Source organism: Acidaminococcus hominis (assembly GCF_022484025.1).
Lineage (GTDB): Bacteria > Bacillota > Negativicutes > Acidaminococcales > Acidaminococcaceae > Acidaminococcus > Acidaminococcus hominis.
On record NZ_JAKVMG010000001.1, the window covers coordinates 1238039 to 1252099 of the forward strand.

The following is a 14061-nucleotide window of genomic DNA, read 5'->3' on the forward strand; positions in this document are numbered from 1 at the left end:
GCCTCCTAAATCCGGTGCATGGCCATGAAAATGTCTTCACTCTGGACGCGGATTTCCACACCCAGCTGCTGTCCCAGGGCCGATGCCTGTTCCTTCAGATCCTGTACGGAAATAGAAGCGTTGTCCAAGTCCCCAATGAGTACCATGTTGAAAAAACCGTCATCAATATTCTGGTTGATATTCAAAATGTTTACATTGTTTTCTGCCAGCAGGCTGCTGGCCTTTGCAATGATGCCTACCTTATCGACACCAACGATGGTCATAACAATACGCATGTTTTTAACATCCTTTCTACTTTAACAGGTTTATGTTCAATTATACGATATCGAACAAAGAATGAAAATAGCTGGAACCCATTTCTCCTGGGGATAATCCGGATTTTTTTGTGAAATAGACAATTATTCTTGATGCATCCCCTGGAGTACCCATTTTCTCTATGTACGTGTTAAAGACATTTATACGTATCAAATGCATACCCGTAACCTTTTTTTCAGTTCTTCCTGTGTCAGAAAATGATTTCTGAACAATGTTTGCCATTTTTCGGAATTTCTATGCCCATTCCCCTGTCTTTTCCGCAGCCATTCCAATAAGAGCCATGCAAAGGCCGAATGTGCTCCCGATTGTAACAAATAAGACAAACATTATGGTAAAATCTTTGAAAAACATTCGACCAAAAGCCTTCTTTGTGGTATGATAGGGGAAGAAAATCATTATTTCTACTTTTTAAGGAGGATGGATCATGCAGGAATACAAACCTTTTAAATCCGGGAAAGTTCGGGAGATTTACGATATCGGCGACAGCCTGATTATGGTAGCTTCTGACCGGATCTCTGCCTTCGACCATATTCTGAAAAACACCATTACGGACAAGGGTGCCGTACTGACCCAAATGTCCAAATTCTGGTTCGACTTCACCAAGGACATTATTCCCAACCACATGATCTCCGTAGATCCGGCTGATATGCCCGAATTTTTCCGCAGCCCGGAATTTGCCGGCAAAAGCATGAAATGCCGTAAACTGAACATGATTCCTGTGGAATGCATCGTCCGTGGCTATATTACCGGCAGCGGCTGGGAATCCTACCAAAAGGACGGCACCGTCTGCGGTATCACCCTGCCTGCCGGCCTGAAAGAATCTGAAAAACTGCCTGAACCCATTTTCACCCCCAGCACCAAAGCTGAACTGGGCGATCATGACGAAAACATTTCCGAAGCCCAATGCGTTACCTATCTGGAAAAGATTTTCCCGGGCAAAGGCAAGGAATACACCGAAGCCATTCGTGACTACACCATTGCCCTGTACAAAAAATGCGCTGACTATGCCTACACCAAAGGCATCATCATTGCCGACACCAAACTGGAATTTGGCCTGAACGAAAAAGGCGAAATCGTCCTGGGCGATGAAATGCTCACTCCGGACAGTTCCCGCTTCTGGCCTTTGGAAGGCTACGAAGCCGGCAAGAGCCAACCTTCCTACGACAAGCAATTCGTCCGTGACTGGCTGAAAGCCAACCCGGACAGCGATTACCTGCTGCCCCAGGAAGTCATCGACAAGACCATTGCCAAGTACAAAGAAGCTTACGAAAAGCTCACTGGCAAAAAATTCTAAACTAGACCTTCAAACGGATGCGTTTTTGCGCATCCGTTTTTTTATGCCCTTTAAGCCCCAAAAAAAAGACCCGGGAAATTCCCAGGTCCAGTTCTCAAATCTCTATTTCCGTGGCAAAACACACCACAGCCTTGCCGGAAATTTGTACCAGGACAGGTTCCCCCTGGGCAATTTCCACATGGACGCCCATTTGGCCCCGGCGGCCCAAGGCTTCCCCTTGGATAATCTTGAAGTCAAAGGAGTCTGCCGCAGCCGTGTCCTGACAAATGCCATAATGCACCAGGTAGGCGCCCAAAGGGCCATTGGAGTTGCCCGTTACCGGATCCTCATTAATGCCAATGGCAGGAGAGAACGTCCGCCCGTGTACCAGGTACTCCTCCCCAGGATGGAGGGTAAATACATAGTAGCCCCCAATACCCAATTCCTGGCTGATTTTGGTGAGAGCCCCCAGGTCAGGCGTCAGGCTGTTTAGCTGCTCCAAGGCTCGCAAAGGCACCATGATTTTCCCTGCCCCCGTATTGGCAAAGGCTACCGGGCAGTCCCCGCGCAGCTCCAGGGGCGTAATCCCCAGCGCCTCACAGATCCGGCCCACCAGCGGTGCAGCAAAGGGTTCCCCTACATGGGGCGTTCCCTGGGTCATGGTGATGACATAATCGTCCCCGTCCTTGGCAATGTCCACCGGCAGGACCCCTGCCTGGATTTTCTGGATGGTCCGGCCCAGCTTGGCCTCCCCGGTCAGGCAGCGGATATAATGAGCAGATACGGTAGCATGGCCGCACATGGGCACTTCCGTTTTGGGGGTAAAGAACCGCACCTGGCAGTCCACGCCCTCCTCCTGGGACGGAAAAATAAATGCGCTTTCGGAGTTGTTCAGCTCCCGGGCAATGGCCAGCATCTGCTCCTCCGTCAGTCCTTCCGCATTGGCCACCACCCCGGCCGGGTTTCCCCGGAACCGCTCCGTGGTAAATGCGTCCACCTGATACACCTTGTACTTTTTCATGTTTTCCCCTCCGCCTGATCTTATTTTTTTAATAGCTCCAGCAGCCATTGGGCCAGAACCTCTGCTGTTGCAGCCTGAAAACCTTCTCCCAACTGGTTATTGTTGGAAATAACCCGGACGGCTCCAAAGGGCACGCCAAACCGAGCGGCTGTTTCCCCAGCTGCCGCTGTTTCCATTTCCTCACAAAGGGCCTGGGTCAGCTGCGCCGCCTGGGCAATCCGTCCAGGATCTGCGTTCCACTGGTCAGAAGAAGCAATAAGCCCCTCCACGACCCTGCCCCGGGTATAGCCAGCGGCACCCTGGCGCAGCCAGTCCATTACCGCACCGCTGCACTGGTCCGGCAGCGGCCCGGTACCGGTAAAGGCGGCGTCATCACTTTCCTCCTCCAGCCGGGACAGGTACAGATACCGCTTGTCCCCACTGGGGGCCGTATACAGCGCATTGGCATTAAAATACCGGCTGCCCAGCACCAGGTCATAGGGGTGAAGTTCACCGTAGCCCCCCGCCGTCCCCTGGCTCAGCACCAGGGCCGGCTGAAAGAGAGCGCAGCCCAGGGCTGTTGCCGCTCCTGCCGCCGCCGTACCAATTCCCGTCCGGGAAACAACAACAGGCAGGGAACCCAAGGTTCCCTGCCAAAAGCTAAAATTTCCTTTATGAACTTCCCGGACCCCTGTAAGGCCCTGACGCAGCACCGCTGTTTCCAGCTCCATGGCGCCCTGCAGCAGCACCGGTTTCATTCCAGCAAGAAATTCCGGCTGTTTCATAGCAGCCTCACTCTGGCATAGCCAGGGCAAACAAGGTGTTTACCCGTACTGTAATGGTCAGTGCTTTGGGAGCCAGGGTAGTAGTGTCATTGGCAGCAGAACCCACCTTTTCCAGCCGAGCCATCAAGATAGGCTGTGCTTCCACCACAGAAGACGAAGGAATGGAAGCTTGGCGCAGAACGCCCAAATTCCGGCCGCCGGCACTGGCTACTGCCTGAGCAGAATACCGGGCATTTTGCACGGCCTGTCCCAGCAGTTGGTTCTTGATCAAATCCTCGTTCTGCAGGCCAAAATTCACTCCGCTGACCTGGTCCACCCCAGTGGTCAAACTCTGGTCAATGATGGTACCCAGCTTGGCCAGATTCTTAACCTTAACGGTCCAACCTGCGTTCAGGCTATAGCCATCCTGCTTCTGCCGGCCGTCCCTGTCGTAATGGTACACCGGGGAAATGCTGTAATCCACAGAGCTGATGTCCTCTTGGGCAATGCCCTGCTCCAGCATGGTGCGCAGCAGCGCCTTGCTGACCTGAGCACCAGCCTGCCGCACTTCTTCCACCGTTTCACCCTTTTTGGTATAGGACAAGTTTACTGTCGCCATGTCCGGTTCCACCACTTTGGAAGCCACTCCCGAAACGGAAATGGTATCCAGGGGCTGATCCGCCAGGGCTGCAGGCATGTGGAGGCAGACCGCCAGTGCAGCCGCCAGAAGAATCGTTCCTGCTTTCTTCATAAAACCACCCTTTCCAGTTTTAGATGCCCTTATTATACCACAAACTTATGACCGGGATTTTGCTTGCTGTTGTCCCAGGCCGGGCAGTCCCCTTCCAGGGCTCCGTGACACCGGTCCAAATGTTGCAGGTTTTGGGTCACAATCTGCCGCAGCACATCTCCCAGGGTTATTTTTTTCAGATATTCCATGCACAAATCGTCCAGTTCCTGGTACAGGCCGTCAAACACCTGGGCCATACCGCCACTGATGAAGCAGTTGATGTCTTCGTTGCCGCTGCGCCATTTGGTGTCCACAAACACCGTACCCATGCCCTTGGCAATATCATACAGGGTAGCCTTTTCCAACCCTTCACAGGGGCAATAACCGCCCACATGACCTTCTCGGGTGGTAATAATGCCCATCTTTTTCAGTTTTCCCATGATTTTCCGTACACGGGCCGGGTTGGTGCAGATATTTTCCGCCAGCTCTTCACTGGATGCCAGACAGCCCCGATGGGACAGATAGACCAGTGCATGGACCGCCACTATAAAATCACTTTTCACGCTATTCCCTCTCTAGGGCAGAAGCTTTCAAGCCGCTGCCCTTCTCTATATCTTTTATTTTTCCTGTTCGTTCAAAAATTCCTCGGCGTAATGCACGGCCACTGCGCCGTCCGCCGCCGCGGTGATGATCTGCCGCACCTCTTTGGTCCGCACATCACCAATGGCAAAGACACCGGGTTCGGAAGTTTTGGTATCTTCCCCAGCCACAATGTAGCCTGCCTTGTCCAGCTCTACCTGTCCAGCAAACAGGGCACTCTCCGGCTGACGGCCAATGGCCACAAACAGCCCGTCACAGGGTACCTCCTGGACTTCTCCCGTTTTGACATTCTTTACCTTGACGCCGGTAAGCTTCTTGTCAGAATCCAGCCCTTCGATAACACTATCCCACAGAATTTCCACGTGGTTTTCTTCCAGCCGTTTCAGGTACAAAGGCGTGGCCCGCAGCTCATGGCGCCGGTGCACCAGGTACACCTTCTTGGCCAGCTTGGCCAGGTACAGGGCATCGCCTACAGCCGTATTGCCGCCGCCGTTTACTACCACCGTCTTGCCTTTATAGAAGCTGCCGTCACAAGTAGCACAGTAGGAAACGCCCCGGTTCACCAGGGAATCTTCCTTGGGAATGCCCAGTACCCGGGGATAAGCCCCCGTAGCAAGCATCACTACCCGACCCGTAAACGTTCCCTCGGAGGTTTCCACCACCTTGGGGTTGGCCTTCAGGTCCACGCCCCGTACTTCAGCATACACCGTTTCAGCACCGGCCTGTTCGGCCCCCTGCTGCATCTTTTCTCCCAGTTCGAAACCATCCACCACCCCGGGGAAGCCAGGATAGTTTTCGATTTCAGACGTGGTGGCCATTTGGCCGCCCGGAGACAATTTTTCCAGCACCGCAGCAGAATACCCGCTCCGGGCAGCGTACAGGGCTGCCGTGTAGCCGGCAGGCCCGCCGCCAATGATCAGCACATCATAAGCCTTGCTCATAATACGCCTTTACCCTCCAGCCATTCCTTTACTGCGGCCTTGGAAGGCGGGTTTACCAGCAATTCGCTGCACTGGCCGTCTTTTACCAGCATCAGGCTGGGAATGGTTTCTACCTGGAATTTCTTGGCCAGTTCTTCTTCTTCATCAATATTTACGCCGCCAAAGCTGACCTTGTCGGCAATTTCCATAGCCAGTTGGCCAATAGCCGGTTTCAGCCGTTTGCAATAACCGCACCAGGGTGCGGAAAAACCTACAACCACCGGTTTGCTGCTCTTCAGTACATCACTGTCAAAATTTTGTTCAGTCACTTTCAAGAATTCCATTATGCTCATCCTCCAATTGTATAGAAGTTGCTGATTGTATTGCTTCAATACTGTAATTTTAGCAAGCACAGTTAAAATTGTCAATGTACATTCTGCCTTGTCACAGGATTGCCGCTGCCCGGTCACAAATAGGGCGCAAAAAAGGACTGTGCATAAGCACAGCCCTAGGCTAATTCAATTATTTTGCGCCAACAGCCTTCAGTACATCGTTGGTCATATCGGTGCCGCCTTCAACAACAGCGCTGGAAGTCAGGACAACGTCGATGCCTTTTTCTTTGGCAACTTTATGCACGGCATCCAGAATCTTCTTGCGGATGGGGTTGAACAGATCCTGTTCTCTCTTGGCGATTTGTTCGGTCAAGGTGTTGTCCAGGGCTCTCTTGCCATTATCATCCAGGCTGGGAGCCTTTTCCTGAAATTCCTTTTGGGCTTTTTGTTGTTCCAGATTCATGGCTGCTCTGGCAGAAGCAAAATCAGGGTGATGGGCAAAAACTGTATTCAGATCCACATAGCCGATGGACTCAGCAGCGTACGCCGTTGCCGGAACCATAACTCCGGAGTAACCAACGCATACCAGCAGGGCCATTACCAAAGCTAAAAATTGTTTTTTCACGTAAAATCATCCTTTCTTCCAATGGTCTTTGGAATTGAATATCTAACAGGAGCAATTATATCATGGACCCTACCCAGGCGCAACCGAAAAAACATGGCGAAATTACGTCACCTTTTCCCCAGAACTGCCGTTTTAGCCCTTTTCCAGGCTTAGCGGCTTCCAGTTCGAACTGCTGTATTACCGGACAAAACAGGTAAACGCTTCCGACTCCGTGGCCGGCAGAGGAATCCCTTTTTCCCGTCCCAGGGCAAAGCAACGCATCATCCATACCATATTCCGGGCCAGGTTCCGCATGGTCTGGAGCCCTTCCAGGTCTTCCGCTGTATCCTTGGCTTCCAGCCCATGGACCATATTCCAATAGGTGGACCCGGCCACCGGCATCTGGGCAATGCCAAAATACTTGTTGATGGCGTCCAGGGTAGCAGAGGTGCCGCCCCGGCGTGCTACCGCTACCGCAGCGCCGGGCTTAAACTGGAAGGCCTTGCACACTTCCCCAGTGGCGGCGCTGAAAAACACCCGGTCCATGAAAGAAAACAGCCGGCCGCTGGGATGGGCAAAATAGGTAGGTGAAGCAAAAACGAAGCCGTCTGCCTGCTCCGCCTTTTTCACAAAGTCGTTGACTCCGTCGTCCTTCATGACGCAGCCTTCGTGGGTAAAGCAGTAGCCGCACTGGAGGCAGTCCGCAATGGGCTTGCCCCCCAGCTGGATTACTTCCGTTTCCACGTTTTCAGCCTGAAATACCTTGATCATTTCGTTTAGCGCAGCCATGGTGGTGCCATTGGTATGGCTGCTGCCGTTTACCAGTAATACTTTCATATTTCTCCCCTTCCGGTACACCCCCAGGATATACCTTTGCCTATACGCAAAGAAGCCGCCCCCTTAAGGACGGTTTCTTTGTATTATGTTTATTGGAGCCACTTAGCAGCCGGCAAATTCGTAGCCAGCGTCTTCGATGACTTTCTTGAATTCGTCAGCAGGAATGTCCCGGCTCATTTCCACTTTGGCGTTCTTGTTTTCCAGGCTTACTTCTACAGCCGTTACGCCGTCCATAGCTTCCAGGGCTTCCCGTACATGCTTTTGGCAATTCTGGCACATCATGCCGTTGACTTTTACAATCTTTTCCATCTGAAATCCTCCTTGGACCCTTACAATTTTTGGCGTTCCGGGCTTATTTCATCAGCTTCTGCAGGGTTTCGCACAGCTCATCCACCACGGAATCGTCCCCGGCACGGATATCGTTGACTACGCAGCTTTTGATGTGGTTGGCTAGTAGTTTTTTGTTGAACGCATTCAAGCCGCAGGTAATGGCGCTGACCTGGGTCAGGATATCCACGCAATACCGGTCTTCTTCCACCATGCGCTTTACCCCCCGCACCTGGCCTTCAATCCGGTTCAGGCGGGCAATCAGGTCCTTGTACTCTTTGCCGTCCTTATCGCGCACTTTATATTTCTCTTCATGTTCCATAGTACGATACCTCCGTTACGTATATTGTACGTAGCTGGCGGCGGTTTGTCAATATCCCACCTTTCCAGTCATAAAAAGAAAGGTGCAGCCTAAGCCGCACCTTCCTACTGCAAGCTATTCTTGTTTTAGTCCACTGCTTCGCAGCACTTGGAGCACAGGGTGGGGTGTTCCGGGTTCTGGCCAACGGTGGTGCTGTAGCACCAGCAGCGTTCGCATTTTTCCCCGTCCGCCGGCAGGACAGCAACCTTCAGGTCACTGCGGCCGGTTTCTTCCCCGTCGGCACCCAGACCTTCGTGGAGTTCTGCCTGGGAAACAATCAGGAGAGCCGGCAAATGGCTTTCCAGGGCCTTCAGCTCGGCCAGGGCATCCCCTTCGGCATACAGAACCACTTTGGCATCCAGGGAATGGCCGATGGTCTTGGCTCTCCGGGCATTTTCCAGGACCTTGGTGATTTCGCCCCGGATGGCCAGGAAGGCATTCCATTTTTCTTCCAGTTCCTTGTTGATGTATTCGGCATGATGTTCCGGCCAGGGCAGCATCTGTACGCTCAAAGGCGCGTCAGCCGGTTTATTCATATACTGGTAGACTTCTTCCATGGTAAAGCTCAGTACCGGCATCAGCATCACCATCAGTTCCTTCAGGATCTGATACATGGCCGTTTGGGCAGAACGCCGTTTTTGGCTGTTTTGCTTGCTGGTGTACAGCCGGTCCTTGATGATATCCAGGTAGAAGGCACTCATGTCCACCGTGCAGAAGTCATGGATGGCATGGAACAGTACGTGGAAATCGTATTCTTCGTAGGCCTGCTCCACTTCGTTCTTCAGTTCTTCAAAGCGCATGAGAGCCCATTGGTCCAGCTCTTCCATTTGGTCAAAGGCAACCTTGTCTTTTTCATAGTCAAAGTCGTAGGTGTTGCCCAGGATGTAGCGAATGGTGTTCCGGACTTTCCGGTACACTTCAGCCAGCTGTTTCAGGATTACGGGCGAAATCCGCACGTCCTGCTTGTAGTCGGTGGAAGCCACCCACAGGCGGACAATATCTGCCCCGTATTGAGAAATGACTTCCTGGGGAACCACCACATTGCCCAGGGATTTGCTCATCTTCCGGCCTTCCCCATCCAGCACGTAGCCGTGGGTCAGAACGGAACGGTAAGGCGCCTTGCCGGTAACAGCTACGGAGGTTAGCAGGGAGGACTGGAACCAGCCTCTGTGCTGGTCACTGCCTTCCAGGTACATATCCGCCGGCCATTGCAGTTCCGGCCGTTTGGTCAGTACGCCCATATGGGAGGAACCGGAGTCGAACCACACGTCCATGATGTCCTTTTCCTTGCGGAAATGAGTGCCGCCGCATTTGCTGCACTTGGTACCCTGGGGCAGCAGTTCTTCTGCCGTATGGTTCCACCAGGCGTCGCTGCCTTCGGTTTCGAAAATATTGGCTACGGCTTCGATGGTATCCGGGTTAATCAGGGGTTCCCCGCAGTCTTCGCAGTAGAAGATGGGAATGGGCACGCCCCAGACTCTCTGCCGGGAAATACACCAGTCATGGCGGTCAGCCACCATGTTGTGGATCCGGGATTCGCCCCAGCTGGGAATCCATTTTACATCGTTGGCAATGGCGTCCAGTGCTTCCTGGCGGAACCCGTCTACGGAAGCAAACCATTGTTCGGAAGCCCGGTAGATGATGGGGTTCTTGCAGCGCCAGCAGTGGGCGTATTGGTGATGGATGGTCTTTTTGCCCAGCAGTACGTTCAGTTCAGCCAGGTGTTTGATGACCAGTCCGTTGCTGTCGAAGACAAACTTGCCCTTGAGCATTTCACCGGCCTCGTCGGTGAAGCAGCCCTTTTCGTCCACAGGACACAGGATGGGCAGGTTGTATTTCAGACCGGTCAAATAGTCCACGTCGCCGTGGCCAGGAGCGGTATGTACACAGCCAGAACCGGTTTCCAGGTCAACATAGTCGGCCAGGACTACCAGGGATTTCCGGTGGTTATATTCCGGGAAAGGATGGACGCATTCAGCCAGTTCAAATTTCCGGCCCTGGGTAGTGCCCAGAACAGGACCAAAGGTGACGCCGCATTCTTCGGCTACCTTGTCCACCAGTTCTGCTGCCATGATCAATACTTCGCCGTTATATTCCACCCAGGCGTATTCCACCTCCGGGTTTACAGCGACAGCCACGTTGGCAGGAATGGTCCAGGGGGTGGTGGTCCAAACAACCATGTAGGCCGGTTTACCCTTGGCTTCTTCCGGAGTCAGCCCGTTATCCTTGACCAGAGGCATCTTGACGAAAATGGTCGGGGTTTTCTGGTCAGCATATTCGATTTCGGCTTCTGCCAGGGCAGTTTCGCAGTGGGGGCACCAGTAAACGGTTTTCTTGCCCTTATAGATATAGCCCTTGTTGGCCATGGTACCAAATACCCGCACCTGTTCCGCTTCAAAATGGGGATCCAGGGTAACGTAGGGATGGGCCCAGTCCCCCAGTACGCCTAGGCGCTTAAAGTCGCTGCGCTGGGTGTCAATCCATTCCAGGGCGTATTCCCGGCACATTTTCCGCAGTTCTACAGGACTCAGCTTGTGGCGGTCCACCCCGGTGGCCTTGATGCAGGCGTGCTCAATGGGCATGCCGTGGGTATCCCAGCCCGGTACGTAAGGGGTATCGTAACCTCTGGCGTATTTGTATTTGACAATGATGTCTTTCAGAATTTTGTTCAGGGCATGACCCATATGAATCTTGCCGTTGGCATAGGGAGGGCCATCATGCAGGACAAACTTCTTATGGCCGGCATGGAGTTTTTGCTTTTCCCCGTACACATCATTTTTATACCAGAAATCCAGGAAATCCGGTTCCCGCTTGGGAAGTCCTGCCCGCATAGGGAAATCGGTTTTCGGCAGGTTTAGCGTGTTGCTGTACTGATCTTTTTCGCTGCTCACTTGTTACACCTCCAAAAAAATACGTCCCGTCCCCTAAGGGACGAGACGTTACAGACCCGTGGTACCACCCTCATGACAGCAAAACTGCTGCCACTCGTATGCCGTAACGGGCATAAACCGGGTCTTTTACTGCTGTTTCAAAGACCGGCTCCAGAGTGATGTTCCTGCCTGCGCTCTCCTGTCCGGGCTCCCACTGTCCCCGAATCGCTGCACCGATTGCTGGCCGTACTGTCTCTGTCATCGCCTTGTGTATTAAATTTACGCTTTATTATACACTTCTTAGGATTTTCCGTCAATAAACCTTTCGCCCTTTGCTAGGCCTTTTGGCCCTGGGAACCCAAAAACAGGAGAATTCCTCCAGCAATGGCCACGTTCAGGCTTTCCGCCTGGCCTGCCATAGGAATCATGATTTTGGTATCCGCCTGGGCAAGAAGCGCCGGGTCCACCCCTTCCGCTTCGCTGCCCATAACCAGGGCAGTTTTTTGGGGCCAAGCGGTTTCCGTTACGTTCTTTGCCCCTTCCAGTGCTGTCGCCCACAGGGTAAACTGCTCCTTCCGGCACCAGTTTAACAGCTCTTCCTGGGTCACCCCGGTAAACACCGGCAGGTGGAACAGGGAGCCCATGGTGGAGCGCACCACCTTGGGGTTGTACAGGTCCGCCGTCTCTGCCAAAAGAATCACCCCGGCAGCCCCCAGGGCATCGGCGGTCCGAATCAGGGTCCCGGTGTTGCCCGGGTCCCGGATTTTATCAAGCACCAATACCAGACCCTTGGCCGGGTGAAAATCCTTTAACGGGGTTTCTTTTAGGGCCACCAAAGCCGCCACCCCCTGGGGATCTTCCGTAGCCGTGATTTTTTCCATCACCGCTTCGGTTACCTGGTAATAGGGCGTGTCTCCAGCATCCGCTTCCTGGGTCCATTCTTCCGGCAGTTTGGTAAAGAAGTAGGCCTGGATCTGCCAGGAAGAACGCCGGGCTTCGTCCACCGCCCGCTTGCCCTCCAGCAGGAACAGCTGCTCCCGCTGCCGGTATTTTTTCACTTTCAGGGAAGCTGCCCGCTTCACCAAATCATTTTTTAGGGATGTAATTTCACTGATCATATACCGTCCTCCAGGGCTTCTACGCTTTGCCGGGACCCGATGACCACCATCATATCCCCGGCCAGCAGGGCCTTGGTAGGATCCAGGCTGATTTCCGTGGTGCCGTCTTCATGCTTCACCGCCACCACGTTGACTTTGTATTTCCGCCGCACATCCAAATCTGCCAGGCTCTTGCCCACCATTTTCTCGGAGATGGCAATTTCCATCAGGCACATATTGTCCGACAGCTCGATAAAGTCCATGATATTGGTATAAGCCAGGTTATGGCCTACCCGCCGGCCCATATCCCGTTCCGGATAGATGACCCGGGTGGCTCCCAGCTTCTCCAGCATTTTTCCGTGCAGGGTGGAGGAAGCCTTGGCCACAATGGTCTTTACCCCGGTTTCCTTCATGAGCATGGTGCACAGAAGGCTGGGTTCCAGGTCCCCAATGGCCACAATGGCTACGTCAAAGTTCCGGATACCCAGGCTTTTGACGGTTTTTTCGTCAATGACGTCGCACAGCACCACATGGGTCAGCTTATCCGCCATATCCTGGACGGCATCCTCGTCCTTGTCCACCCCCAGCACATCGTGCCCCAGGTGAACCAGGGTTTCTCCTACGCTGCTGCCGAACCGGCCCAGGCCCCAGATTACAAACTGCCGTTTTTCTTTCATGATTTCTATGTACTCCTAACCAATGATGATTTTTTCTTCCGGGTACCGGATATGGCCGCTGTCTTTCCGGGCCGTCAGCGCCAGGGCAAAGGTCATAACCCCTACCCGGCCAGTGTACATGGTCAGCGTCAGGATAATCTTGCTGGCCGTGCACAAATGCTGGCTGAGTCCCGTGGAAAGGCCCACGGTTGCGTAGGCGGAAACCACTTCAAAAAGTGCATACAAAAAGCTGGTATCTTCCAGATAGGTGATGCACAGCACCGCTGCCGTCACCCAGATCAGCGACATGCTGGTAATGGCAAAGGCCTGGAACATGGTCTCGTCCCCAATGCGCCGGCCGTAGACCACACACTCGTCCTTGCCGTGGAGCACCTGCCAGATATTCAGCAGCAGCAGGGCAAAGGTAGTGGTCTTGATCCCGCCGCCGGTGGAAGCCGGGGACGCGCCGATAAACATCAGGAGAATGGTCAGCACCATGGTGGGACTGCGCATACTGTTGATGTCCACCGTGTTAAAGCCCGCCGTACGGGGACTTACTGACTGGAACAGGCTGGCCCAGAACTGGCCTGCCGGGGAAAGGCTTCCAATAGTGCCCATATTCCCATGCTCCAAAAAGGCAAACCCCACGGTACCGGCCACAATAAGAGCTGCCGTGGCCACCAGCACCATTTTGCTGTGAAGCCGCAGCCGGGCAAACCGGAATTTCTTTTCCAGACAGTCGCTCATCACCGCAAAGCCCAAGCCGCCCAAAACAATCAAAATACAGATTACCAGATTGATGGTGGGGTCCGTTACGTAGCGCACCAGGCTCTGGTACTGGCCAAACAAATCAAAGCCTGCATTGCAGAAGGCCGAGATGGCGTGCCAATAGCCGTAGTAGATGCCTCGAAGGCCAAATTCCGGATAGAACCGGAAGGCTAAAATAGTACCGAAAAAGCCCTCAATGGCCAGGGTATATTTGGCCACCCGGATACACATCCGCACCAGCCCTTCCATATCGTTCTGGTTCAGGGAAGCCTGGATGTTCAGCCGGTCCTGAAGGCTGATTCTCCGGCCCATGGCCACAGAAAACAGCGTAGCAAACAGCATCAGGCCCAGGCCCCCCAATTGGATCAGGGCAATGAGCACCAGCTGGCCGAACAGGGAAAAATAAGTCCCCGTATCCACTACCACAAGGCCGGTAACGCAGGAAGCGGAAGCCGCTGTAAACAGCGCATCCACAAAAGGCAGCCAAGTGCCCTGGGCACTGGACAGGGGCAGCATAAGCAGCAGTGCCCCTGTAAGAATCAGCCCGGCAAAGGTGAGCGCAATAATCTGTGACGGGGAAAAATGATGTACCCTGCTCAAGAATTTC

Annotated in this window: 16 protein-coding genes and 1 other annotated feature; of the genes, 1 reads left to right on the forward strand and 15 read right to left on the reverse strand. The window is 53.5% G+C overall.

The genetic code is table 11. The annotated features are described in order from the left end of the window. Nucleotides 1-5 precede the first annotated feature (5 nt). Nucleotides 6-275 carry an ACT domain-containing protein gene (locus tag LKE88_RS05460; protein ID WP_105327113.1) on the reverse strand — a complete coding sequence of 90 codons (270 nt, stop codon included), beginning with the start codon at nucleotides 273-275 and terminating at the stop codon, nucleotides 6-8. Nucleotides 276-739: 464 nt separating this feature from the next. Between LKE88_RS05460 and LKE88_RS05465 the strand changes: the two genes are divergently transcribed. Next, complete coding sequence (locus tag LKE88_RS05465) at nucleotides 740-1609, forward strand: phosphoribosylaminoimidazolesuccinocarboxamide synthase (protein ID WP_105327112.1); 870 nt, start codon at nucleotides 740-742, stop codon at nucleotides 1607-1609. A 94-nt stretch (nucleotides 1610-1703) separates the two neighbouring features. On the opposite strand, the gene LKE88_RS05470 is transcribed toward LKE88_RS05465, so the two are convergent. From LKE88_RS05470 to LKE88_RS05535, 14 genes are all read right to left on the reverse strand, one after another. Continuing rightward, nucleotides 1704-2609, reverse strand: a complete 906-nt coding sequence (locus LKE88_RS05470) for a PhzF family isomerase (RefSeq protein WP_105327111.1) — start codon at nucleotides 2607-2609, stop codon at nucleotides 1704-1706. A 20-nt stretch (nucleotides 2610-2629) separates the two neighbouring features. Beyond that, nucleotides 2630-3373 (reverse strand): 5'-methylthioadenosine/S-adenosylhomocysteine nucleosidase family protein, encoded by a 744-nt coding sequence (locus LKE88_RS05475; RefSeq protein ID WP_105327110.1) that lies wholly within the window; start codon nucleotides 3371-3373, stop codon nucleotides 2630-2632. A gap of 7 nt (nucleotides 3374-3380) precedes the next feature. After that, nucleotides 3381-4103 carry an SIMPL domain-containing protein gene (locus LKE88_RS05480; RefSeq protein ID WP_105327109.1) on the reverse strand — a complete coding sequence of 241 codons (723 nt, stop codon included), beginning with the start codon at nucleotides 4101-4103 and terminating at the stop codon, nucleotides 3381-3383. A gap of 32 nt (nucleotides 4104-4135) precedes the next feature. After that, nucleotides 4136-4645: an RrF2 family transcriptional regulator gene (locus LKE88_RS05485; protein WP_105327108.1), complete on the reverse strand. Its 510-nt coding sequence runs from the start codon at nucleotides 4643-4645 to the stop codon at nucleotides 4136-4138. A 54-nt stretch (nucleotides 4646-4699) separates the two neighbouring features. Then, nucleotides 4700-5623, reverse strand: coding sequence for a thioredoxin-disulfide reductase (trxB, locus tag LKE88_RS05490; protein WP_199614782.1), 924 nt, complete (start codon nucleotides 5621-5623; stop codon nucleotides 4700-4702). Next, nucleotides 5620-5946, reverse strand: coding sequence for a thioredoxin family protein (locus LKE88_RS05495; protein WP_105327106.1), 327 nt, complete (start codon nucleotides 5944-5946; stop codon nucleotides 5620-5622). The genes trxB and LKE88_RS05495 overlap by 4 nt, the downstream gene beginning before the upstream one ends. A 178-nt stretch (nucleotides 5947-6124) precedes the next feature. Next, entirely contained in the window at nucleotides 6125-6559 is a 435-nt protein-coding gene (locus LKE88_RS05500; RefSeq protein WP_231086485.1) for an OmpH/Skp family outer membrane protein, read from the reverse strand. Between the two features lie 177 nt (nucleotides 6560-6736). Next, on the reverse strand, nucleotides 6737-7375 hold the full coding sequence (locus LKE88_RS05505; RefSeq protein ID WP_276802992.1) for a flavodoxin family protein: 639 nt from the start codon (nucleotides 7373-7375) through the stop codon (nucleotides 6737-6739). Between the two features lie 102 nt (nucleotides 7376-7477). Further along, nucleotides 7478-7684 (reverse strand): heavy-metal-associated domain-containing protein, encoded by a 207-nt coding sequence (locus LKE88_RS05510; RefSeq protein ID WP_105327104.1) that lies wholly within the window; start codon nucleotides 7682-7684, stop codon nucleotides 7478-7480. Nucleotides 7685-7727: 43 nt separating this feature from the next. After that, nucleotides 7728-8024 (reverse strand): metal-sensing transcriptional repressor, encoded by a 297-nt coding sequence (locus tag LKE88_RS05515; protein ID WP_105327103.1) that lies wholly within the window; start codon nucleotides 8022-8024, stop codon nucleotides 7728-7730. 125 nt (nucleotides 8025-8149) lie between these two features. Further along, complete coding sequence (gene ileS / locus LKE88_RS05520) at nucleotides 8150-10894, reverse strand: isoleucine--tRNA ligase (RefSeq protein WP_255668147.1); 2745 nt, start codon at nucleotides 10892-10894, stop codon at nucleotides 8150-8152. A 93-nt stretch (nucleotides 10895-10987) separates the two neighbouring features. After that, nucleotides 10988-11204 (reverse strand) — a binding site (T-box leader). Nucleotides 11205-11268: 64 nt separating this feature from the next. After that, nucleotides 11269-12051, reverse strand: coding sequence for a TrmH family RNA methyltransferase (locus LKE88_RS05525; protein WP_105327101.1), 783 nt, complete (start codon nucleotides 12049-12051; stop codon nucleotides 11269-11271). Next, the gene (locus LKE88_RS05530) at nucleotides 12048-12707 is read right to left on the reverse strand and encodes a potassium channel family protein (protein ID WP_105327100.1); all 660 of its coding nucleotides are present in this window, start codon (nucleotides 12705-12707) and stop codon (nucleotides 12048-12050) included. The genes LKE88_RS05525 and LKE88_RS05530 overlap by 4 nt, the downstream gene beginning before the upstream one ends. Nucleotides 12708-12722: 15 nt before the next feature. Further along, on the reverse strand, nucleotides 12723-14054 hold the full coding sequence (locus LKE88_RS05535) for a TrkH family potassium uptake protein (RefSeq protein ID WP_105327099.1): 1332 nt from the start codon (nucleotides 14052-14054) through the stop codon (nucleotides 12723-12725). Nucleotides 14055-14061: the final 7 nt, after the last annotated feature.